Source organism: Pseudomonas shirazica, assembly GCF_015168335.1.
Classification (GTDB): Bacteria; Pseudomonadota; Gammaproteobacteria; order Pseudomonadales; family Pseudomonadaceae; genus Aquipseudomonas; species Aquipseudomonas asiatica.
This window is the reverse complement of sequence record NZ_CP063456.1, coordinates 5,569,016-5,590,102: the sequence shown is the minus strand read 5'-3', so window position 1 is coordinate 5,590,102 and position 21,087 is coordinate 5,569,016. Positions and strand designations below refer to the sequence as shown.

The following is a 21,087-nucleotide window of genomic DNA, read 5'->3' as shown; positions in this document are numbered from 1 at the left end:
GCGCCTTGTGGGCGCTGCCAACATTGACCTGGAACGACGGTACAAGTTCCATGGTGAATAATTTGTCAATGCTGGCACGTAAAAACTATCGCGGCGCCAGCTCGTTCAGATGGCGGGCCACTGCGATCCATGCACCGATATACCCCAACAGCACCGCTCCGATCAAGAGCGACAGACCATCGGACGCCGGCACCCCACCCAGGGCGAAGTCGCTGCCGTACAGCCCGGAAAGCCCTACCACCGCCTCGTTCAGCCAGTTCAGGCCAAACGCCAGGATGCCCCAAGCAATCACCCCTGCACCCAGGCCATACAGTGCGCCCATGTAAAGGAAAGGCCGGCGTACGTAGGCGTCTGTACCACCGACCAGCTTGATCACTTCGATCTCGGTACGGCGGTTTTCAATATGTAGACGAATTGTGTTACCGATTACTAACAGCAGGGCAGAAATCAGCATCACGGCCAGGCCGAAGACGAAGCGGTCACCCAGCTTGAGGATGGCCGCCAGGCGCTCGACCCATACCAGGTCGAGTTGCGCCACTTCCACCCGCGGCAGCTCCGACAGGCGCTGACGCAAGGCTTCCAGGGCCGGCTTGTCGACTTCGGTCGGGGTCACCACCACTACGCCGGGCAGCGGGTTGTCAGGCAGTTCACGCAGGGCTTCGCCCAGGCCAGACTGTTGCTGGAACTCCTCCAGCGCCTGCTCGCGGCTGACATACTGAGCGTCGGCCACGCCGGGCATGCCCTTGATCTCGTCGCGCAGCGCCTCGCCTTCGCGGCTACCGGCATCGAGCTTGAGGTATAGCGAGATCTGTGCGGCGCGCTGCCACGAGCCGCCAAGCTTCTCGACGTTCTTCAGCAGCAATGACAGGCCCATGGGCATACTCAGCGCCACCGCCATCACCAGGCAGGTGAAGAAGCTGCCGATCGGCTGCTTGCCCAGCCGGCGCAGGCTGTCGGCCATGCTGGCACGGTGGCTTTCCAGCCAGGCATGCAGCAGCGTGCGGAAATCCGGGCCGTCATCGTCGTCGTGCTTTTTCTTCGCCGGTTGCGGGTCGGCCGGCTTCGGCGCAACCCGCTCGGAAACCTTCGGCGTACGTGTAGTGCTCATTGCCCGGCCTCCCCATCGCCGATCAAGCGGCCGCGCTGCAAGGTCAGCATGCGGTGGCGCATGCGCGCAATCAGTGCCAGGTCGTGGCTGGCGATCAATACCGTGGTACCCAGGCGGTTGATGTCCTCGAACACCCCCATGATCTCCGCGGCCAGGCGCGGGTCGAGGTTACCGGTGGGTTCGTCGGCCAGCAGCAGGGCCGGCTGGTGAACGATGGCGCGGGCGATGCCCACCCGTTGCTGCTGCCCGGTGGACAGGTCGGCCGGGAACAGCTCGCCCTTGTCGGCCAGCGACACTCGCTCCAGCGCCGAGTCCACGCGCTTGGCGACCTCGGCCTTGGACAGGCCGAGAATCTGCAGCGGCAAGGCGATGTTGTTGAACACCGTGCGGTCGAACAACAGCTGGTGGTTCTGGAACACCACGCCGATCTGCCGACGCAGGAACGGGATCTGCGAGTTGCTGATCTGGCCCAGGTCCTGCCCGGCCAGCATCAGCTTGCCGCTGGTCGGGCGCTCCATGGCCAGCAGCAGGCGCAGCAAGGTGCTCTTGCCCGCGCCCGAGTGGCCGGTGACGAACAGGAATTCGCCCCGGCGCGCCCGGAAACTCAGCTCATGCAAACCCACATGACCATTGGGATAGCGCTTGGCAACCTGTTCGAATCGGATCATGTTCAGTCTCGCTCGGCGAACAGAGCCTTGACGAACGGCTCGGCTTCGAAGGTACGCAGGTCGTCGATGCCTTCACCGACACCGATGAAGCGGATCGGCAGCTTGAACTGCTTGGCCAGGGCGAAGATCACCCCGCCCTTGGCAGTGCCGTCCAACTTGGTCAGGGCCAGGCCGGTCAGTTCGACGCTCTGGTTGAAGTACTTGGCCTGGCTGATGGCGTTCTGGCCGGTGCCCGCATCGAGTACCAGCAGCACCTCGTGCGGCGCCTCGGCGTCGAGCTTTCCGATGACCCGGCGGACCTTCTTCAGCTCTTCCATCAGGTTGTCTTTGGTGTGCAGGCGGCCAGCGGTGTCGGCGATCAGCACGTCGACGCCACGGGCCTTGGCGGCCTGTACGGCATCGAAGATCACCGAAGCGGAGTCGGCGCCGGTGTGCTGGGCGATCACCGGGATCTGGTTACGCTCGCCCCACACCTGCAGTTGCTCGACCGCAGCAGCACGGAAGGTGTCGCCAGCAGCCAGCATCACTTTCTTGCCTTCGAGCTGCAGCTTCTTGGCCAGTTTGCCGATGGTGGTGGTCTTGCCGGCGCCGTTCACACCGACCACCAGGATCACATAGGGCTTGTTCTGCGCCTGCACCACCAGCGGCTGCTCGACCGGGCGCAGCAGCGCAGCCAGTTCTTCCTGCAGCGACTTGTACAGAGCATCGGCGTCGGCCAGCTGCTTGCGGGCAACCTTCTGGGTCAGGTTCTGGACGATGGTGGAAGTGGCTTCCACGCCAACGTCGGCGGTCAGCAGTCGGGTTTCGATTTCGTCAAGCAGGTCGTCATCGATGACTTTCTTGCCCAGGAACAGGCTGGCCATGCCCTCGCCGATGCTGGCGCTGGTCTTCGACAGGCCCTGCTTGAGGCGGGCGAAGAAGCCGGGCTTGGCCTGTTCGGCCTGCACGGCGACCGGGGCTGCAGCCACAGGGGCAACAGGCTCTGGTGCAGGGCGTTCCGGGATGGCGGGCGGCGCTTTCGGCTCCAGATCCGGCACCAGGGCCACGGGCTCTTCAGCAACCGGCAGCACCAGGTTGCTGACCGGCGCGGCCGGTTCGACGACCGGGGCCGCCTCGATCGGGGCCGCCTGCAAGGGCATCGACGCGACCGGCTGCGGTGCAGGTGCCACCAGCGGCTGGGAAGCGACCGGCTCGGGTTCAGGGGCCTGCAACGGCTGGGAAGCAACCGGTTCGGGGACAGGGGCCTCGACCACTGGGGATTGGACGGGTGCGGCGACCTGCTGCGGTTCTGTCAGCTGTGGGGCCGCAGGGGCCTGAACGGGTTCAGGGGCCTGTGGCGCTTCGGCGGTAGCCCCTTCGACCGGAGCGGCTGCAGGCTGCTCGACGGCTGGGGGTTCATTCGCGGGCACGCCCGTTGCCACAGGTTGCTGCGGCTTCTTGCGAAACCAGCTGAACAGGCCTTTCTTCTCACCAGCCTCGGCTGGCGCTTTTTTGTCGTCGTTGGAACCAAACATGGAAGACGGCTATCTCAGGGTAGCGATGGGCCAGCTATGGCGCATCGGGAATTCTCTCTACGCAGAACAGACTATCTTGAAGCCGGCTGGTTCATGCGCAACGTTTTGTCTTAGTGTCCTGCGGGCCAGAACGGCGACAGGCATGGTCGCCAGGCAACCGGATCAGTATCCTAGCACCTCCTGGCCCGCCGACGCTAAACCAGCGGGCCGCCGAACAGGTTAAACACCGTATGAATGCTCTAGCCCGCCGCGCCGCTGGCCTGTTGCTCGGCACGCTCTGCCTGCCGCTCGCGGCCTTCGCCGCCGATGTGCAACCCACCCATGAATTCATCCTCGACAACGGCCTGAAAGTAGTCGTGCGCGAGGACCATCGCGCCCCGGTGGTGGTCTCGCAGATCTGGTACAAGGTTGGCTCCAGCTACGAAACCCCTGGCCAGACCGGCCTGTCACACGCGCTGGAACACATGATGTTCAAGGGCAGCGCCAAGGTCGGCCCCGGCGAGGCCTCGCGCATCCTGCGTGACATTGGCGCCGAAGAAAACGCCTTCACCAGCGACGACTACACCGCCTATTACCAGGTGCTGGCCCGCGACCGCCTGCCGGTGGCCCTGGAGCTGGAGGCCGACCGCCTGGCCAGCCTGCGCCTGCCCGCTGACGAATTCAGCCGCGAAATCGAGGTGATCAAGGAAGAACGCCGCCTGCGCACCGACGACCAGCCCAACTCCAAGGCGTTCGAGCTGTTCCGCGCCATGGCCTACCCGGCCAGCGGCTACCATACCCCGACCATCGGCTGGATGGCCGACCTGGAGCGCATGAAGGTCGAGGAACTGCGCCACTGGTACGAATCCTGGTACGCCCCCAACAACGCCACCCTGGTGGTGGTCGGCGATGTCACCGTCGATGAGGTCAAGGGCCTGGCGCAGAAGTACTTCGGCAGCATCCCCAAACGCGCCGTGCCACCGGCCAAGTTGCCGCTCGAGCTGGTCCAACCAGGCCAGCGCCAGCTGACGCTGCACGTGCGCACCCAGTTGCCGAGCCTGATCTACGGTTTCAACGTACCTGGCCTGCCCACCGCCAAGGATCCGCGTACGGTGCATGCCCTGCGCCTGATCTCGGCATTGCTCGACGGCGGCTACAGCGCCCGCATGCCGGCACGCCTGGAACGCGGCCAGGAACTGGTGGCCGGCGCTTCGTCCAGCTACAACGCCTTCACCCGCGGCGACAGCCTGTTCCTGATCTCGGCCACGCCGAACGTGCAGAAGCAAAAAACCCTCGCCGATGTCGAGAAAGGCATCTGGCAGCTGCTTGATGAGCTCAAGACCACCCCGCCCAGCGCCGAAGAGCTGGAGCGCGTACGCGCCCAGGTCATTGCCGGCCTGGTCTACGACCGCGACTCCATCAGCAGCCAGGCCACTACCATCGGCCAGCTGGAAACCGTCGGCCTGTCGTGGAAGCTGATCGACAGCGAGCTGGATGAGCTCAAGCGCGTTACTCCGCAGGATATCCAGAACGCCGCGCGTACCTACTTCACCCGCGAACGCCTGAGCGTTGCCCATGTACTGCCCGAGGAGTCCGCTCATGAGTAATCGCCGCGTACCACGCCCAACCCTGCTGACCACGGGCATCCACGCCCTGGCGCTGGCGGCGGTGCTGGCCGCCCCGGCCATGGCTGACAATGCCGCCAAAGCCGACAACAACGCGGCACGCCCGGCCAATACCTTGCAGTCACTGGCCGAACTGGATGGCAAGGCGCCCAGCCGGCGCCAGTTGAACATACAGCACTGGAACACTGCAGAAGGCGCCCGCGTGCTGTTCGTCGAGGCCCGCGAACTGCCGATGTTCGACCTGCGCATCACCTTCGCCGCCGGCAGCAGCCAGGATGGCGGCACGCCAGGCCTGGCCGCCCTGACCAACGCCATGCTCAACGAAGGCGTGGCCGGCAAGGATGTGACTGCCATCGCCGAAGGCTTCGAGGGCCTGGGCGCCGACTTTGGCAACGGCTCCTACCGCGATATGGCCGTGGCTTCGCTGCGCAGCCTCAGCGCCAAGGACAAGCGTGAACCGGCGCTCAAGCTGTTCACTGAAGTGGCCGGTAAGCCTAGCTTCCCCGAGGACGCCCTCAAGCGCATCAAGAACCAGATGCTCGCCGGCTTCGAATACGAGAAGCAAAACCCCGGCAAGGTCGCCAGCAAGGCATTGTTCGCCAATCTCTACGGCGACCACCCCTACGCTCACCCGAGCGACGGCACCGCCGAGAGCATCAATGCCATCAGCCTGGCACAGCTGCGCGCTTTCCATGCCAAGGCCTACACCGGCGGCAACGCAGTCATTGCCCTGGTCGGCGACCTCAGCCGTAGCGAGGCCGAAAGCATCGCCGCCCAGGTATCCGCCGGCCTGCCCAAGGGCCCGGCACTGGCAGCACCGGCCCAACCTGCTGAAACCTACCCAAGCCTCAACCACATCGATTTTCCGTCCACGCAGACACACCTTATGCTCGCCGCCCTGGGTATCGACCGCCAGGATCCGGACTGGCCAGCGCTATCGCTGGGCAACCAGATTCTCGGTGGGGGTTCCTTCGGTACCCGATTGATGAGCGAGGTGCGCGAGAAGCGTGGCCTGACCTACGGCGTGTACTCGGTATTCAGCCCGATGCAGGTGCGTGGCCCGTTCATGATCAACCTGCAAACCCGTGCCGAGCTCAGCGAAGGTACGCTCAAGCTGGTACAGAGCATTCTCGCTGATTACCTCAAGACCGGCCCCACCCAGCAGGAACTGGACGACGCCAAGCGCGAGTTGGCTGGGAGTTTCCCACTGTCCAATGCAAGCAATGCGAGTATCGTCGGCCAACTGGGCGCCATCGGTTTCTACAATCTGCCGCTGACCTGGCTGGAGGACTTCATGCAGCAGTCCCAGGCACTCACCGTCGAGCAGGTCAAAGCAGCCATGAACAAACACCTGTCAGCGGATAAACTGGTGATGGTTACCGTGGGCCCGAAAGTGCCACAGAAACCGCTGCCTGCCCCCACTGACAAGCCCTCCGAGCAGCCGCTCGGGGTACCGGAGCACTAATGCCAAGATCCACCCCTCCCGCCCGCCCGCAACCCGGCCAAAGCAAGGGCCAGGGCCACCTGCGCATCATCGCCGGCGAATGGCGCAGCCGCCGCCTGTCGGTGCCGGATGGAGAAGGCCTGCGGCCAACGCCCGACCGCGTGCGCGAAACCCTGTTCAACTGGCTGGCACCCTATATCGAGGGCGCCGGCGTGCTGGACGCCTTCACCGGCAGCGGCGCCCTGGTGCTCGAAGCCCTGTCCCGCGGGGCCGAGGACGCGGTCGCACTGGACAGCAACCCGGCGGCCATCGCCAACCTGAAGAACAACCTCGAGATACTGCGCTGCCCGCGCGGGCAGATCCTGCAGACCGACGCCCTACGTTATCTGCAAGGCCCAGCCAAGCAGCAGTTCGATGTGGTGTTCCTTGACCCACCGTTCCACCAGGACCTGCTGGCCGACACCTGCAACCTGCTGGAACAGAACCAGTGGTTGCGCGAACAGGCGTGGGTCTACACCGAAAGCGAGGCCGCACCGTCGACCTTGCAGTTGCCGGGCAACTGGCGCCTGCACCGCGAGAAAAAGACCGGCCAGGTGCACTACGCACTTTGGCAACGGGGTTGATCCGGTAACCCTGGGTTGCCGTATTTAGTTACCACAAACCCGCCGCCTTCTTGGCTGAAGCTGCTCCTCCGATTCCTGCAGGAGCACTTCAACCATGACCCACCACCCCGCCCCACCCGCGCCGGCAGGCTCGGTGCACAGCTTTACCCTCGCCAACGGCCTGCGCGTCTACCTGCGTGAAGACAACCGCGCGCCGCTGGTCAGCGTGCAGCTGTGGTACCACGTAGGCTCCAGCTACGAGCCTGAAGGCCACACCGGCCTGTCCCATGCCCTGGAGCATCTGCTGTTCGAAGGCAGCAGCAAACTGGCTCCAGGCCAGTATTCTGCCCTCATGAGCCGCCTGGGCGGTGACCCGAATGCCTTTACCTACGCCGATGCCACGGTCTTTCCGCTGACTTTGCCACGCAACCGCCTGGAGATTGCCCTGGAGGCGATGGCCGACGTCATGGCCAGCGCCACCCTCAGCGAAGTACCTTTTGCCCGTGAACTGGCAGTAGTCATGGCCGAGCGACGCGAGGATATCGACAACAGCCCCTTGGCACTGGCAGTGGAACATCACCAGTTGCTGGCCTATGGCAACAGCGGCTATGGCACCCCCGTGACCGGCCACAAGACCGACCTCGGCCATATGACCCCGGCGGCGGCGCGCACCTGGTACCAGACCTGGTACCACCCCAACAACGCCACGCTCGCCGTGGCCGGTGACATTGCCCTGGCCCAGCTGCAAAAGCTGGTGACACGGCACTTTGCAGCGATCCCCGCCAACCGCCTGCCAACACGGCAAACACCCATAAAGCCTTCTGGGCAAGTTCGGCGCAGCCAGACCCTTCGCTGGCATGGCCTGTACACCGGCGTGATCATCAGCTTCAACCTTCCCAGCCAATGCACCGCACGCTCTGGCTCACACGCCTGCGCACTGCGCCTGCTGCCGGACATTCTTGCCGAAGGCCACTCCAGCACGCTGCAGCGCCTGTTGGTACAGGACACTCCGCTGCTACAGGGCTTGAGAGCGACCTATGAGCCATGGCAGCGCGGTGACAGCCTGCTGACCTTGTACGCGTTCTGCAGCCCGCAGGTTACGCCGGAGGCCGCAGCCGAAAGGCTGATGCTGGAAATCGAAGCGTTCCGCCAGTCGGCCCCCTCCAAGGAAGACCTTCAACGCGCCAAGGCTCGCCTGCTGGCCAGGCAACTGTTCGAAAGGGACGACATCGGCAAACAGGCAGAGGCCATCGGCAAACAGGCCGCCTGCGGTCTGGACCCCGTTGCCCTGGATGATGAGCGGCAAGCCATCGAAGCCGTGACAGCCGAGCAGGTAGGCCTGGTTGCGCTGGAGTTCCTGACTGATGCCCGTGCGGCCATCACCTTCATGCACCACAAGGAGAGTACCGATGAATGACAAGATCGCGAGCATGCCGCAACCGGCTGTAGCCAACGGAAGTTACAGTGGTCTGGTCTCGGCCCAAGGGGTTGATCTGGACCAGCTCGACACCCTTCAGACGCAGGTGCAGGCGTGGACCACCGAAGCAGGCACAGGCGTGAAGTTCGTAGAAGCCCGCGGGCTGCCTATCGTCGATGTGGTCTTGCGGTTCAAGGCCGGCACGACCCAGGACACCTTGCAACCCGGCCTGGCAGCCTTGACGCTGTACATGCTCGACGAGGGCAGCAGGCGCTACACCAGCGCCCGGCAAGCTGAGGGCATGGAGCGCCTGGGCGCGATCATGGAAAAGCAGATACGCCTGGAGCATGCAACGCTGAGCCTGCGCAGCGTGAGCACGAAAACGATACTTGAACCTGCCCTGGACCTGTTTACCGACCTCGTGGCAAACCCGGCTTTCCCCGCGCCTGCCCTGGAAAAGGTCAAACGCCAGCTCGTGCAGCACAACGCATCACGCGAACGGCGCCCCAGGCTCAGGGCGCGCAGCGAGGCGTTTCGCCATTTGTTCCAGGGCCATCCCTATGGCAACCCGCTGGGCAGCACCATTCAAGGCGTGGACGCCGTCAGCCCTGAAGACTTGCGGGCATTCCACCAACGCGCCTACAGCGCCAGCAACCTGGAAATGGTGCTTGTCGGGGACCTGGCCCTGAGCGAGGCGCAAGCCATCGCGCAACAGATCAGCCAGGCCCTGCCGAAAGGCTGGTCCGCCGTTGACCTGCCAGCCATCCCGGTAGCGACACATGCAACCATCAACGTCGAACAGCCCGGCACCAGCAGTGCAGTGCTGCTGGCTCTGCCCATGAACGTTCCCGCCAATGACCCGGAATTCCCAGCCCTGGTGCTGGCCAGTGAAGTGTTGGGTTCAGGCCTCGAATCGCGCCTGATGGTGGAACTGCGCCAACGTCGCGGGTTGACCTACGGCATCTACAGCCATGCTTCGCCGTTGAGTGCCGGCGGGCTGTTCACCATAGAGTGGGAGATCGCGCCACCGTACGTGCAAGGCTCCCAGGAACTTGTAGCAGCCTTGCTGCGCGATTTCATGGAGCAAGGGCCAACCCAGGCCGAGCTCCAGCTGGCGCGCAAACAGCTGGCTGGGCAGTTGCTGCGTGGCGTGGCGCAGAACAACAGCCTGGCAGCATTGCTCACGGCGATCACCCAGCAGCATCAGCCTGCAGACCACCTGAACAGCTACATCGAGCGCATCGGCAGGCTGAGCCCGGCAGATATCCGTGCGGTGATGCAGCGCCGGCTCGACCTGAACTGCAAGGTGCTGGTCAGTGTCGGCCCACGTGTCGACCAGCAACCGCTGCCAGCCACCGACCAATAGCGCAGGTACAGTGGCGTTGTTTCATGGCACTCTAGGCAGGCACATCACGAGTCGTCCAGCATGCCCAGCCCCAGCGCCACATTCCGCCCGGCCATCGGCCTGTCCAACCCCCACCTGCAAACTCTGTGGGGGCCATTGTGGCGAAAACTGCCAGAGCTGCAGCGCAACCGCGAGCGGCTATGGCTGGCCGATGGCGACTTCATCGACCTGGACTGGCACGGACCGCACCAGCCCCACGCGCCGTTGGTGCTGGTGCTGCACGGCTTGACCGGCTCCTCCCACTCGCCCTACGTCAAAGGCTTGCAGCAAGCGCTGCAAGGCCGCGGCTGGGCCAGCGTGGCGGTGAACTGGCGCGGTTGCTCGGGCGAGCCCAACCTGCTGCCACGCAGCTACCATTCCGGTGCCAGCGAAGACCTGGCCGAAATCGTCAGCCACCTGCGCGCCCAGCGCCCGTTGGCGCCGTTGTATGCGGTGGGTTATTCGCTGGGGGGCAATGTGCTGCTGAAATACCTTGGCGAAAGCGGTGTCGCCAGCCAGCTGCAGGCTGCGGTGGCAGTGTCGGTGCCGTTTCGCCTGGACCACTGCGCCGACCGCATCGGCCAGGGCTTTTCAAAGGTGTACCAGGCGCATTTCATGCGCGAGATGCTGGCTTATGTTCAGCTCAAGCAGCGGCACTTCCACGACAAGGGCCAGCATGAACGGCTGGCGACGCTGCAACGGCTGGGGCCGCTGGTCAACCTGCGCACGTTCTGGGAATTCGACGGCAAGGTCACCGCACCGCTGAACGGTTTTCGCGATGCGCACGACTACTACCGCCGCTCATCGAGCCATTTCTTCCTCGGCCAGAACCGCACACCGACGCTGATCATCCATTCCAGCGATGACCCTTTCGTCTCCGGCCACAGCCTGCCAACAGCCCGCGAACTGGCGCCGCAGACCCGCTTCGAATTGCACAGCCGCGGCGGCCATGTGGGCTTTGTCGATGGCAGCCTGCGTAACCCGGGGTATTACCTGGAGCGGCGGATTCCACAGTGGTTGGTGGAAGGCCAATAGGAGCTGCAGATTTCATTGGCAGTACCGACCTAATCGCCGGCAAGCCTGCTCCCACAGGTTGTGCCACAGGCCCGATGGGTAGTGATGTACCTGTGGGAGCTGGCTTGCCGGCGATGAGGCCGGGCCTGCTTACTCGCCAGTGGCTACGCCATGCTGCGGATCGTTGATCCACTCGCTCCACGACCCGGCATACAGCTTGCCCAGTGGATATCCCGCCAACGCCAAGGCGAAAAGGTTATGACACGCCGTCACCCCCGACCCGCAATACGCCACCAACTGCTCCGGTGCACGCCCGGCGAGCTTTTCAGCAAAGCGCTGTTTTAGCTGGTCCGAAGGCAGAAAACGCCCATCAGCCCCAAGGTTGTCGGTAAACGCCGCGCACTGCGCCCCCGGAATATGTCCAGCAACCGGGTCGATCGGTTCCACTTCGCCACGGAAGCGCGGCAAGGCACGCGCATCGATCAAGGTCAGGTCTGGGTTACCCAGACGCTTGGCCAGGTGCTCGGCATCGATCAGCAGCTTGCCGTCCGGCTCACCGTTGAAGGTGCCTTCCCGCTTGAGCGGCGGGTCCAGGCTGAGCGGCAGGTGCGCCGCATGCCAGGCCTTCAGGCCACCGTCGAGGATCGCTACACCGCTGCGCTTGCCCAGCCAGGCCAGCAGCCACCAGGCACGGGCGGCAAAAGCGCCAGGGCCGTCGTCGTACAACACCACCTCGCTGTCATCGTCCAGGCCCCACTCACGCAGGCGCTCGACCAACCGGCGCGCATCCGGCAATGGGTGGCGCCCGGTGCGTCCCTTGCTCACAGGCCCGCTGAGGTCACGCTCCAGGTCGGCAAAATGCGCTCCGGCAATATGCCCCTGGGCATAGCTGCGTTGGCCATAGTCCACATCCTCGAGGGCAAAGCGGCAGTCGAGGATCACCAACTTGGGCGAACCCAGACGCTCGGCCAACTGCTGCGGGGTGATCAATTGCGCAAGGGGCATGACAATCTCCTGATCGATGGCACTATCGATAACACTGAGGCCCTGGGTTAGTGCTCCAGGGCCTGGTTGAACGGTACATGGAATTCCTGGCAAAGGGCGTCCACCGCATTGCGGGCGTTGTCGGTGACGAAGCCGAGCTCCAACACCAGTACCTGGTAGACGCCGCGCTTGAAGGCTTCTTCACCCAGGTGCGCGGAATGTTCCCGCGTGGTGCTGAGAAAACGTACCCAGGACGTCAATACGATCCAGGCATTGATGGTCAGCGATTCGATCTGGGCTGGTGTCATGGCCAGGATGCCCGCCTCGACGAAACCGCGGTAGATCGCCTGGCCCTGACGCAGGCAGCGTTCGGAAAAGCGCCGATAACGTGCGGCCAGCTCCGGGTCGCTGTCCAGCAGATGCTCCAGATCACGATGCAGAAAACGGTAGTTCCACATCGCCGCCAACAGCGCCTTCAGGTAGAAGCGCTTGTCCTCCACGGTCGCCGAACGGCCTTGCGGCGGGCGCAGGAAGCTGTCCACCAGTTCTTCGTACTGACTGAACAGCAAAGCGATGATCGCCTGCTTGTTGGGGAAGTGGTAATACAGGTTGCCGGGCGAAATTTCCATGTGCGCGGCAATGTGGTTGGTACTGACGCTGCGTTCGCCCTGCTGGTTGAACAGCTCCAGGCTGTTCTGCACGATGCGCTCTCGGGTCTTCATGCGCGGGGCCATGCTCAGCTCCCAGTCTGCGGGCCTTCAACAAAGGGGCATCTTACGGCGTATTGGCGGTGGAGTGCACCGCTCGATAAAGCGGAAAAATTCGCACCATGGTACAAATTAGAGTATAGGCTCTAGTGATTTCCTGCTCGGACTCGGAGCCGCCATGACCTCGGCCAGTGCCTTGCCCCCTGTGCAATTCGACCTCGACCTTGCAGCGACGTTCGCCACCCAACGCCAGGCCTTTGCCGGCAACCCACTGCCACCAGCTGCGCAGCGGCGTCAATGGCTGAAAAGCCTGCGGGAAGCCCTGCTGGCCAGCCAGGCCGAACTGATCGAGGCAATCGGCCAGGACTTTGAAGGGCGCAGCGCCGACGAAACCCTGCTGGCCGAGCTGCTGCCCTCGGTGCAAGGCCTGCGCCACGCCGAAAAACACCTGCGGCGCTGGATGCGCGCCAGCCGGCGCAGGGTCGGCCTGGCCTTCCAGCCGGCCAGCGCGCATGTGCGGTACCAACCCCTGGGCGTGGTCGGCATCATCGTGCCGTGGAATTACCCGCTGCTCCTTGCCATCGGCCCCCTGACCTGCGCTCTGGCTGCCGGTAATCGGGTCATGCTCAAGCTCAGCGAGGCCACGCCTGCCACTGGCCTGGCGCTGAAACAACTACTTGAGCAAGTGTTCCCCACCGATCTGGTCAGCGTGGTGCTCGGCGAGATCGAGATAGGCCAGGCCTTTGCCCGCCTGCCGTTCGATCACCTGTTGTTCACCGGCGCCACCAGCGTGGGGCGCAAGGTAATGCTGGCTGCGGCGCACAACCTGACCCCCGTCACCCTGGAGCTGGGTGGCAAGTCGCCAGCCATAGTCTCGGCAGACGTACCGCTGGACAGCGCCGCCGAACGCATTGCCTTCGGCAAGACCCTAAACGCCGGCCAGACCTGCGTCGCCCCCGACTACGTGCTGGTGCCACGCGAGCGCCTGGAGGCCTTCAGCGACGCCTACCAGCGTGCAGTACGCCGGCTATACCCGCGCATCGCCGACAACCCTGACTACACCGCAATCATCAACTCGCGCCAACTGCAGCGCTTGCAGCATTTACTGGACGATGCTCACGCCAAAGGAGCGCAGGTACTTGACCTGTACCCGGGTGAAACCCGCCAGGGCCGGCGCCTGCCACCACACCTGCTGCTGGGCGTGAACGATGACATGCAGGTGATGCAGGACGAAATCTTCGGCCCGCTGCTACCGCTGGTTCCCTACGACAACCTCGAGCAGGCACTGGCCTACATCAACCAGCGCCCGCGCCCGCTGGCGCTGTACTACTTCGGCTATGACCGCGCCACACAGGAGCAGGTGCTGCGCCACACCCACTCCGGCGGAGTGTGCCTGAACGACACCCTGCTGCACGTGGCTCAGGACGACTTGCCGTTCGGCGGCATCGGGCCTTCAGGCATGGGCCATTACCATGGCCATGACGGCTTCCTGACCTTCAGCAAGGCCAAGGCGGTGCTGACCAAGCAACGCTTCAACGCTGCCCGGCTGGTCTACCCGCCTTATGGCAAAGCCTTGCAGCGCCTGGTCTTCAAGCTTTTTATCCGCTGAGGGCCGGCAGATGCACCGCCGCGAACTGTTGCGCTTCAGCCTTGGCGCCAGCGTCTTTCTGGCCGGTACCAGCCTGGTCGGCTGCAGCGCACAGACAGCCGCAACGGGTTACCGGGTACTGCGGGACGACGATCTGCCGATGTTGCGCGCGCTGATCCCGGTAGTACTGGCCGGCACGCAGGCTGCCGATACTCTGGTGCTGCACAGTCTCGACCACAAGCTGGCGGCGCTGTCGCCGGAAATGCTCAAGCTCACCCGGCAGTTGTTCGACGTGCTAAACCTGTCGCTCACCCGCGGCCCCCTGACCGGCGTCTGGGGCGCCTGGGAACAAGCCAGCGCGGCACAGGTCACCGCCTTCCTGCAACGTTGGCAGGACAGCTCGCTGAACCTGCTGCGCATGGGCCACGCCTCGCTGTTGCAGTTGCTGCAGATGGCCTGGTACGAACGCCCCGAATCCTGGGCCGCCTGCGGCTACCCCGGGCCACCGAAAATCTGAAAACAACAAGAGCAGCACCAATGCCTGTACCCGACCCGTTTCGCCAAGGCCTGGAAAGCGGCTGGATCACCCACGACGCGTCGCGCCTGGAGCACGACCTCACGCTGGAAGCCGACGTTGCCGTGATCGGCAGCGGGGCCGGCGGCGCTACCAGCGCGCAAATGCTCAGCACTGCCGGCTTCAAGGTGCTGCTGATCGAAGAAGGCCCGCTGAAGACCAGCAGCGATTTCCACCTGCTGGAAAACGAAGCCTATGCCAGCCTGTACCAGGAAGGCCTGGGCCGCATGAGCAAGGACGGCGCCATCACCATCCTCCAGGGCCGCGCCGTGGGCGGCACCACGCTGGTCAACTGGACCTCCAGCTTTCGCACGCCGCCACAGACCCTGGCGCACTGGGCCGCAGCCCACAACGTGACCGGCATGGGCGAGGAGCAAATGCGCCCCTGGTTCGAGCGCATCGAGCAGGAACTGGGCATCACCCCCTGGGCCCTGCCACCGAACGCCAACAACGATGTGCTGCGCCGTGGCTGCGAACAGCTGGGCTACCGCTGGGCGGTGATCCCGCGCAACGTGCGCGGCTGCTGGAACCTGGGCTACTGCGGCATGGGTTGCCCGGTGAATGCCAAGCAGTCGATGCTGGTAACGCGTATTCCCGCCACCCTCGAACAGGGCGGCGAGCTGCTGTACCTGGCGCGGGCCGAGCGCTTCGAACACAACGGCGAGCGCATCCAGGGCCTGTCATGCCAGGCCCTGGATAGCCACGGCATACATGCCACAGGCCGGCAGGTCCGCGTTCGCGCGCGTCACTACATCCTTGCCGGTGGCGGCATCAACAGCCCGGCCTTGCTGCTGCGTTCCGACGCGCCCGACCCGCATGGACGCCTGGGCAAACGCACCTTCCTGCACCTGGTCAACTTCAGCGCAGCACGCTTCAACGACCGTATCGACCCCTACTACGGCGCCCCACAGTCCATCTACAGCGACCACTTCCAATGGCAAGGCGGCAACGATGGCCCGATTGGCTACAAGCTGGAGGTGCCACCGCTGCACCCGGCCCTGGCCAGCACGCTGCTGGGCGGGCATGGCCACGAGAATGCCCAGCGCATGGCCGAGCTGCCACATACCCACGTGATGCTGGCGCTGCTGCGTGACGGCTTCCACCCGCAAAGCCAGGGCGGGACCGTGGAGCTGCGCGGCGATGGCTCACCGGTGCTCGATTACCCGGTCACCGATTACCTGCGCGACGGCCTGCGCCGCGCCTATCGCAGCATGGCGCAGATCCAGTTCGCCGCTGGTGCCACCCAGGTCACCCCCGTGCACAGCGACGCCAACGCCGCGTCCCGCCTGGAACACGCCTTGGCCATGATCGACAAGTTGCGCCTGGAGCCGTTCCGCACGCGCCTGGGCAGCGCTCACGTGATGGGTGGCTGCGCCCTTGGCGACGACCCGCGCCAGGCAGTATGCGACAGCCTGGGCCGCCATCACCAGCTGGAAAACCTGTCGGTTCACGATGGCTCACTGTTCCCCACCAGCATCGGCGCCAACCCGCAACTGTCGGTGTATGCCATCAGTGCCAGGCTCACCGAAGCACTGGTCGCCCGCCTGGCACACAGTGCATGACAAGGAACAGGCCCCCTGTCTATAGTGCCGTCAGCCGGCCGCATGACTTGGCCGGGGCGCCGTCGCTGCGCTACCATCCGACTCCCCAACGCACTCCAGCCAGGATGACGCGATGAACCGAGTGTTGTACCCGGGTACTTTCGACCCCATTACCAAAGGCCATGGCGACCTGGTCGAGCGTGCCTCGCGGCTGTTCGACCACGTGATCATCGCGGTGGCGGCCAGCCCGAAGAAAAACCCGCTGTTCCCGCTGGAACAACGGGTGGAGCTCGCCCGTGAGGTCACCAAGCACCTGCCCAATGTCGAAGTCATCGGCTTCTCCTCCCTGCTGGCGCATTTCGCCAAGGAACAGGGCGCCAACGTCTTCCTGCGTGGCCTGCGTGCGGTGTCCGACTTCGAGTACGAGTTTCAGCTGGCGAACATGAACCGGCAACTGGCCCCCGACGTCGAGAGCCTGTTCCTCACGCCTTCGGAGCGTTATTCGTTCATTTCCTCGACCCTGGTCAGGGAAATTGCCGCCCTGGGCGGTGATATCAGCAAATTCGTCCACCCAGTGGTGGCCGAGGCGCTGACCGAACGCTTCAAGAAATGACCTTTAGCGGCTGATTATCGCGCCCGCGTGCACTGCGGGCGCGAATGCGGCACAATTGTGCCCACTGCGTTGAACATGCCCGGGCGCGGAGCCCCGGCCGGAGTCCCCATGTCCCTGATCATCACCGACGACTGCATCAACTGCGACGTCTGCGAACCCGAGTGCCCGAACGAGGCCATCTCCCAAGGCGAAGAGATCTACGTGATCGACCCTAACCTGTGCACCCAGTGCGTGGGCCATTACGACGAGCCACAATGCCAGCAGGTCTGCCCGGTCGATTGCATCCCGCTGGATGAAGCGCACCCGGAAACCGAAGAAGAGCTGATGGCCAAGTACCGCCGGATTACTGGCAAGGCCTGATCCCCTCAGCCCTACGCTGTACCTGTAGGAGCGGCCTTGTGTCGCGATGGGGTGCGAAGCGCCCCCAAATTTCAGCTCCGCAGCAGAAATTGCCGGGGCCGCTTTGCGGCCCATCGCGACACAAGGCCGCTCCTACAAGTTTTTGCGTAACTTGCCTCAGCGCTGGCAACGCGGGCAATACACACTCGCCCTCTGCCCCAGCTTCACCTCGCGCAACTCCGTGCCACACACCTTGCACGGCTGCCCGCCCCGCCCGTACACGAACAATTCCTGCTGGAAGTACCCCGGCTGCCCGTCGCCACCGATGAAGTCGCGTAGCGTGGTGCCGCCCTGTTCGATCGCCGCCGCCAGCACACGCTTGATCTCGATCGCCAGCTTCAAGTAGCGCGCCCGGGAAATCCCGCCCGCTTCCCGACGGGGGTCGATGCCAGCGGCAAACAGCGCCTCGGTGGCGTAGATGTTGCCCACTCCCACCACAACCGCGTTGTCCATGATGAACGGCTTGACCGCCATCGACCGCCCACGGGACAGCTGGAACAGTCGCTCGCCGTCGAACAGGTCGGTCAGCGGTTCAGGCCCCAGGCGCAGCAGCAGTTCGTGATTGAGCGGGTCCAGGCTCCACAGCATCGCGCCAAAGCGGCGCGGGTCGGTGTAGCGCAGCATCAACCCCGACTCCAGCTCGATATCCACATGCTCATGCTTGGCCGCCGGCAAGCCCAGTTCGACCAGGCGCAGGTTGCCCGACATGCCCAGGTGACTGATCAGGGTGCCGACCTCTGCATTGATCAACAGATACTTGGCGCGCCGCTCGACACTGACGATGCGCTGCCCCGACAGTCGCACATCCAGGTCTTCCGGAATCGGCCAGCGCAGGCGCCGGTCGCGCACCACTACCCGGCTGACACGCTGGCCTTCCAGATGGGGCGCAATACCGCGTCGGGTGGTTTCTACTTCTGGCAATTCCGGCATGTGTCAGTGCCCGCCCATCTCGCGAATATTCTGCTTGAGGTTCTCGAAATCGTATTCCGACAAGCCGATGTAATCGAGCACCAGCGGGCCGACCACATTCCATTCGTGGTCCACGGCCTGGTTGCCCAGCACCCGGTACGATGCGCAGATGTGCTCGGCCATCTTCAGCACCGCCAGCAGGTTTTTAAGCTGGCTCTGGGTATTGCGCGAGCTCTCGTCGCGGAACACCGCCAGAGCGTTGTGGTGGTTGGCAATGGCCGCGCTGAGGTGCTCGGGCAGGCGCCAGGATTTGGCAGTGAAATAGCCGACCACAGAATGATTGGTGTTGAACACGCGGTTTTCGGTGTCGACCACGCGGGTTTCCTCGTCGGACTTGGCATAGGCGTCCTCCAGCACATCCATATAGTCGGGGAAGCGCTTGAGCATCAGCGGCACGCCACAGTCATGGAACAGGCCCAGGGTGTAGGCCTCGTCCGCCGCCTGGATGCCGGTGCGCTTGGCCAGGGTCAGACAGGTCATCGCCACGTCCTGGGCAGTGTCCCAGAAGCGGTTGAGGGTAACGATGGTCTCGTCGGTCATCTCACCCTTGATCGACTGGGCGTTGATCAGGTTGATGATCGAACGGCTGCCCAGCAGGTTCACCGCGCGCTGGATCGAACCGATCTTGTTGGAAAGACCGAAATGCGGGGAATTGACCAGCTTGAGCAAGGCGCCCGAGAGGCCCGGGTCCTGGGAAATCAGCTTGGCGATGGTTTCCAGGTCCGGGTCAGGCATGTACTGCTCGAACTGCAGGTCGACCATTATCTGCGGTTGCGGCGGGATGGTGATGCCTTGCAAGGCTTGCTGGATCTGTTCGGCGCTGAGTTCTTGGGACATACGTGCACACTCGTTTGGGACCGGCGATTCTAACCCTCCAGACCGGAAAGGGACCAACCACTGAATCGTTGCGCCGGAACTTTACTCTATCCATGCGGGCCTCTTTCTCATATTCATCAAGGAAAGGAGCAAGGCCCATGAGTGTAGAACTGAACGGCAAGCGAGTGGCTTTCCTGGTCACCGACGGCTTCGAGCAAGTGGAACTGACAGGCCCCCGCGAGGCCCTGGAACAGAGCGGCGCGGTGGTGGACATCCTCAGCAACAAAGAGGGAACGGTACGCGGCTGGAACCACGACCAGCCGGCTGACGCATTCGCCGTGGACGCAACCTTCGAAAGCGCCCACCTGGACCTCTACGATGCCCTGGTGCTGCCCGGTGGCGTGCAAAACTCTGACACGATTCGGTTGATTCCCGCTGCGCAGAAACTGGTGAAAAGCCACGATTCGGCTGGCAAGCTGCTGGCGGTGATTTGTCATGGTGGCTGGTTGCTGGTGTCCTGCGGGTTGGCCAAGGGCAGGCGGCTGACCAGCTACAAGACCCTGCAGGACGACATCCGCAATGCCGGCGGAGACTGGGTGGATGAAGAAGTGGTGGTCGATGGCAACCTGATCACCAGCCGCCAGCCCGATGACATTCCGGCGTTCAACCGGCAACTGATCAAGGCATTGGCAGCCTGACGTCATCTCATGGCCGACGCGAGGCTGCTCCTGCAAGGGACGAGTGCCCAGGCAACAGGCTATAATCCCGCTCTTTTTCCCGGAGCGACGTCATGTCCCTGCCCAGCCTACGCCTCAAAGCCAATGCCGACCGCCGCCTGCGCGCCGGCCACCTGTGGGTCTACAGCAACGAAGTCGACGTCAGCGCGACCCCGCTGCAAGGCTTCCAGGCCGGCCAGCAGGCTGTTCTCGAGGCAGCCAACGGCAAGCCGCTGGGTATCGTCGCACTGAGCCCGAACAACCTGATCTGCGCCCGCCTGCTGTCGCGCGACGCCAAGCTGCCGCTGGACAAGTCGCTGCTGGTGCACCGCCTGAACGTCGCCCTGTCGCTGCGCCAGCGCCTGTTCGACCAACCGTGCTACCGCCTGGTCTATGGCGATTCCGACCTGTTGCCAGGCCTGGTGGTCGACCGCTTCTTCGACATCCTCGTGGTGCAATTGGCCTCCGCCACCATGGAAGCGCACAAGGACGACGTGATTGCAGCCCTGGTACAGGTGCTCAAGCCAAGCGGCATCCTGTTCAAGAACGACTCCTCCGCACGGGATGCCGAAGGCCTGCAGCGCTATGTCGAAACCGTCTATGGCGAGGTGCCGGACTGGGTGCCGCTGGAAGAAAACGGCGTCAAATTCGAAGCCCCGGTACGCGAAGGCCAGAAGACCGGCTGGTTCTACGACCACCGCATGAACCGTGCACGCCTGGCGCCGTACGTGAAAGGCAAGCGCGTGCTCGACCTGTTCAGCTACATCGGTGGCTGGGGCGTGCAAGCCGGTGCCTTCGGCGCCAGCGAAGTGTTCTGCGTCGACGCCTCGGGCTTCGCCCTGGACGGCGTGGAGCGTAACGCCGCGCTGAACGGCATCAGCGAGAAACTGACCTGCATCGAAGGCGATGTGTTCGAGGCCCTGCGCGAACTGAAGGCCGCCGAAGAGCGCTTCGACGTGATCATTGCCGACCCACCCGCCTTCATCAAGCGCAAGAAAGACCTGAAGAACGGCGAAGCGGCCTACCGCCGCCTGAACGAACAGGCCATGCGCATGCTGACCAAGGACGGCATCCTGGTCAGTGCCTCGTGCTCGATGCACCTGCCCGAGGACGACCTGCACAACATCCTGCTGACCAGCGCCCGTCACCTGGACCGCAACCTGCAGTTGCTCGAACGCGGCGGCCAAGGCCCGGACCACCCGGTGCACCCGGCCATTGCCGAAACCCGCTACATCAAGAGCATCACCTGCCGGTTGCTGCCAAACAGCTGATATCCGCTAAAAAGGGCCGCCTAGCGGCCCTTTCCTGCTGCAATCTCCCCGCCAGCTATCCACATCTGCATTCCCTCGCCGCGCCAGCGGTGTAGAATCGGCCTATTCATCGCCAGTCATCCCCGGCGGGTTTATGAGCTCTGCCCAAGCACGC

Annotated in this window: 20 protein-coding genes; 13 read left to right on the top strand and 7 right to left on the bottom strand. The window is 64.0% G+C overall.

Translation table 11 applies throughout. The features are described from left to right. Positions 1-85: 85 nt before the first annotated feature. From ftsX to ftsY, 3 genes are read right to left on the bottom strand one after another with little or no spacing between them, the layout of a single operon-like run. On the bottom strand, positions 86-1,108 hold the full coding sequence (gene ftsX / locus IMX18_RS25790) for a permease-like cell division protein FtsX (protein WP_013974629.1): 1,023 nt from the start codon (positions 1,106-1,108) through the stop codon (positions 86-88). Further along, positions 1,105-1,776 (bottom strand): cell division ATP-binding protein FtsE, encoded by a 672-nt coding sequence (ftsE, locus tag IMX18_RS25785; RefSeq protein WP_013974630.1) that lies wholly within the window; start codon positions 1,774-1,776, stop codon positions 1,105-1,107. Before ftsE ends, ftsX begins: the two co-directional genes overlap by 4 nt. Positions 1,777-1,778: 2 nt before the next feature. Further along, positions 1,779-3,290, bottom strand: coding sequence for a signal recognition particle-docking protein FtsY (gene ftsY, locus IMX18_RS25780; protein WP_015272156.1), 1,512 nt, complete (start codon positions 3,288-3,290; stop codon positions 1,779-1,781). Between the two features lie 230 nt (positions 3,291-3,520). On the opposite strand from ftsY, the gene IMX18_RS25775 reads away from it, so the two are divergent. The 6 genes from IMX18_RS25775 (at position 3,521) to IMX18_RS25750 (ending at position 10,776) form a co-directional block, all read left to right on the top strand. After that, positions 3,521-4,876 carry a M16 family metallopeptidase gene (locus tag IMX18_RS25775; RefSeq protein WP_015272157.1) on the top strand — a complete coding sequence of 452 codons (1,356 nt, stop codon included), beginning with the start codon at positions 3,521-3,523 and terminating at the stop codon, positions 4,874-4,876. Then, positions 4,869-6,359, top strand: a complete 1,491-nt coding sequence (locus tag IMX18_RS25770) for a M16 family metallopeptidase (RefSeq protein WP_100412798.1) — start codon at positions 4,869-4,871, stop codon at positions 6,357-6,359. Before IMX18_RS25775 ends, IMX18_RS25770 begins: the two co-directional genes overlap by 8 nt. Further along, complete coding sequence (gene rsmD / locus IMX18_RS25765; RefSeq protein ID WP_217189990.1) at positions 6,359-6,961, top strand: 16S rRNA (guanine(966)-N(2))-methyltransferase RsmD; 603 nt, start codon at positions 6,359-6,361, stop codon at positions 6,959-6,961. Before IMX18_RS25770 ends, rsmD begins: the two co-directional genes overlap by 1 nt. 94 nt (positions 6,962-7,055) lie before the next feature. Beyond that, on the top strand, positions 7,056-8,357 hold the full coding sequence (locus IMX18_RS25760; protein ID WP_015272160.1) for a M16 family metallopeptidase: 1,302 nt from the start codon (positions 7,056-7,058) through the stop codon (positions 8,355-8,357). Next, the gene (locus IMX18_RS25755) at positions 8,350-9,723 is read left to right on the top strand and encodes a M16 family metallopeptidase (RefSeq protein ID WP_015272161.1); all 1,374 of its coding nucleotides are present in this window, start codon (positions 8,350-8,352) and stop codon (positions 9,721-9,723) included. The genes IMX18_RS25760 and IMX18_RS25755 overlap by 8 nt, the downstream gene beginning before the upstream one ends. A 60-nt stretch (positions 9,724-9,783) precedes the next feature. Further along, a complete protein-coding gene (locus tag IMX18_RS25750) occupies positions 9,784-10,776 on the top strand; it encodes a hydrolase (RefSeq protein ID WP_015272162.1) in 993 nt (330 codons plus the stop codon). A gap of 129 nt (positions 10,777-10,905) precedes the next feature. Here the strand turns inward: IMX18_RS25750 and IMX18_RS25745 are convergent, their stop codons facing one another. Both IMX18_RS25745 and IMX18_RS25740 read right to left on the bottom strand, forming a co-directional pair. Beyond that, a complete protein-coding gene (locus tag IMX18_RS25745) occupies positions 10,906-11,760 on the bottom strand; it encodes a sulfurtransferase (RefSeq protein WP_013974638.1) in 855 nt (284 codons plus the stop codon). A gap of 47 nt (positions 11,761-11,807) precedes the next feature. Next, positions 11,808-12,473, bottom strand: a complete 666-nt coding sequence (locus tag IMX18_RS25740) for a TetR/AcrR family transcriptional regulator (protein WP_015272163.1) — start codon at positions 12,471-12,473, stop codon at positions 11,808-11,810. Between the two features lie 151 nt (positions 12,474-12,624). Here IMX18_RS25740 and IMX18_RS25735 point away from each other — a divergent pair, with 151 nt between their 5' ends. The 5 genes from IMX18_RS25735 (at position 12,625) to IMX18_RS25715 (ending at position 17,122) form a co-directional block, all read left to right on the top strand. Further along, positions 12,625-14,055 (top strand): coniferyl aldehyde dehydrogenase, encoded by a 1,431-nt coding sequence (locus IMX18_RS25735; protein ID WP_217189991.1) that lies wholly within the window; start codon positions 12,625-12,627, stop codon positions 14,053-14,055. Between the two features lie 10 nt (positions 14,056-14,065). After that, positions 14,066-14,551 carry a hypothetical protein gene (locus tag IMX18_RS25730; RefSeq protein ID WP_015272165.1) on the top strand — a complete coding sequence of 162 codons (486 nt, stop codon included), beginning with the start codon at positions 14,066-14,068 and terminating at the stop codon, positions 14,549-14,551. Positions 14,552-14,571: 20 nt separating this feature from the next. Continuing rightward, positions 14,572-16,170 (top strand): GMC family oxidoreductase, encoded by a 1,599-nt coding sequence (locus tag IMX18_RS25725; protein WP_054573398.1) that lies wholly within the window; start codon positions 14,572-14,574, stop codon positions 16,168-16,170. A gap of 112 nt (positions 16,171-16,282) precedes the next feature. After that, positions 16,283-16,762: a pantetheine-phosphate adenylyltransferase gene (gene coaD / locus IMX18_RS25720; RefSeq protein WP_014861498.1), complete on the top strand. Its 480-nt coding sequence runs from the start codon at positions 16,283-16,285 to the stop codon at positions 16,760-16,762. A 108-nt stretch (positions 16,763-16,870) separates the two neighbouring features. Beyond that, positions 16,871-17,122 carry a YfhL family 4Fe-4S dicluster ferredoxin gene (locus IMX18_RS25715; RefSeq protein WP_013974644.1) on the top strand — a complete coding sequence of 84 codons (252 nt, stop codon included), beginning with the start codon at positions 16,871-16,873 and terminating at the stop codon, positions 17,120-17,122. A gap of 156 nt (positions 17,123-17,278) precedes the next feature. On the opposite strand, the gene mutM is transcribed toward IMX18_RS25715, so the two are convergent. After that, a complete protein-coding gene (gene mutM / locus IMX18_RS25710; protein WP_010955661.1) occupies positions 17,279-18,091 on the bottom strand; it encodes a bifunctional DNA-formamidopyrimidine glycosylase/DNA-(apurinic or apyrimidinic site) lyase in 813 nt (270 codons plus the stop codon). Positions 18,092-18,094: 3 nt separating this feature from the next. Next, complete coding sequence (locus IMX18_RS25705) at positions 18,095-18,913, bottom strand: HDOD domain-containing protein (RefSeq protein WP_170976286.1); 819 nt, start codon at positions 18,911-18,913, stop codon at positions 18,095-18,097. Positions 18,914-19,104: 191 nt separating this feature from the next. Here IMX18_RS25705 and IMX18_RS25700 point away from each other — a divergent pair, with 191 nt between their 5' ends. Together IMX18_RS25700 and IMX18_RS25695 are read left to right on the top strand one after the other, a co-directional pair. Continuing rightward, complete coding sequence (locus IMX18_RS25700) at positions 19,105-19,644, top strand: type 1 glutamine amidotransferase domain-containing protein (protein WP_015272168.1); 540 nt, start codon at positions 19,105-19,107, stop codon at positions 19,642-19,644. A 92-nt stretch (positions 19,645-19,736) separates the two neighbouring features. Then, entirely contained in the window at positions 19,737-20,933 is a 1,197-nt protein-coding gene (locus tag IMX18_RS25695; RefSeq protein ID WP_013974648.1) for a class I SAM-dependent rRNA methyltransferase, read from the top strand. The last annotated feature ends 154 nt before the right edge of the window (positions 20,934-21,087 follow it).

What these genes read in the sequence shown, in the direction of transcription:
- ftsX (WP_013974629.1), bottom strand. Translation starts at nt 1,108, where the DNA reads ATGAGCACTACACGTACGCCGAAGGTTTCCGAGCGGGTTGCGCCGAAG.
- ftsE (WP_013974630.1), bottom strand. Translation starts at nt 1,776, where the DNA reads ATGATCCGATTCGAACAGGTTGCCAAGCGCTATCCCAATGGTCATGTG.
- ftsY (WP_015272156.1), bottom strand. Translation starts at nt 3,290, where the DNA reads ATGTTTGGTTCCAACGACGACAAAAAAGCGCCAGCCGAGGCTGGTGAG.
- IMX18_RS25775 (WP_015272157.1), top strand. Translation starts at nt 3,521, where the DNA reads ATGAATGCTCTAGCCCGCCGCGCCGCTGGCCTGTTGCTCGGCACGCTC.
- IMX18_RS25770 (WP_100412798.1), top strand. Translation starts at nt 4,869, where the DNA reads ATGAGTAATCGCCGCGTACCACGCCCAACCCTGCTGACCACGGGCATC.
- rsmD (WP_217189990.1), top strand. Translation starts at nt 6,359, where the DNA reads ATGCCAAGATCCACCCCTCCCGCCCGCCCGCAACCCGGCCAAAGCAAG.
- IMX18_RS25760 (WP_015272160.1), top strand. Translation starts at nt 7,056, where the DNA reads ATGACCCACCACCCCGCCCCACCCGCGCCGGCAGGCTCGGTGCACAGC.
- IMX18_RS25755 (WP_015272161.1), top strand. Translation starts at nt 8,350, where the DNA reads ATGAATGACAAGATCGCGAGCATGCCGCAACCGGCTGTAGCCAACGGA.
- IMX18_RS25750 (WP_015272162.1), top strand. Translation starts at nt 9,784, where the DNA reads ATGCCCAGCCCCAGCGCCACATTCCGCCCGGCCATCGGCCTGTCCAAC.
- IMX18_RS25745 (WP_013974638.1), bottom strand. Translation starts at nt 11,760, where the DNA reads ATGCCCCTTGCGCAATTGATCACCCCGCAGCAGTTGGCCGAGCGTCTG.
- IMX18_RS25740 (WP_015272163.1), bottom strand. Translation starts at nt 12,473, where the DNA reads ATGGCCCCGCGCATGAAGACCCGAGAGCGCATCGTGCAGAACAGCCTG.
- IMX18_RS25735 (WP_217189991.1), top strand. Translation starts at nt 12,625, where the DNA reads ATGACCTCGGCCAGTGCCTTGCCCCCTGTGCAATTCGACCTCGACCTT.
- IMX18_RS25730 (WP_015272165.1), top strand. Translation starts at nt 14,066, where the DNA reads ATGCACCGCCGCGAACTGTTGCGCTTCAGCCTTGGCGCCAGCGTCTTT.
- IMX18_RS25725 (WP_054573398.1), top strand. Translation starts at nt 14,572, where the DNA reads ATGCCTGTACCCGACCCGTTTCGCCAAGGCCTGGAAAGCGGCTGGATC.
- coaD (WP_014861498.1), top strand. Translation starts at nt 16,283, where the DNA reads ATGAACCGAGTGTTGTACCCGGGTACTTTCGACCCCATTACCAAAGGC.
- IMX18_RS25715 (WP_013974644.1), top strand. Translation starts at nt 16,871, where the DNA reads ATGTCCCTGATCATCACCGACGACTGCATCAACTGCGACGTCTGCGAA.
- mutM (WP_010955661.1), bottom strand. Translation starts at nt 18,091, where the DNA reads ATGCCGGAATTGCCAGAAGTAGAAACCACCCGACGCGGTATTGCGCCC.
- IMX18_RS25700 (WP_015272168.1), top strand. Translation starts at nt 19,105, where the DNA reads ATGAGTGTAGAACTGAACGGCAAGCGAGTGGCTTTCCTGGTCACCGAC.
- IMX18_RS25695 (WP_013974648.1), top strand. Translation starts at nt 19,737, where the DNA reads ATGTCCCTGCCCAGCCTACGCCTCAAAGCCAATGCCGACCGCCGCCTG.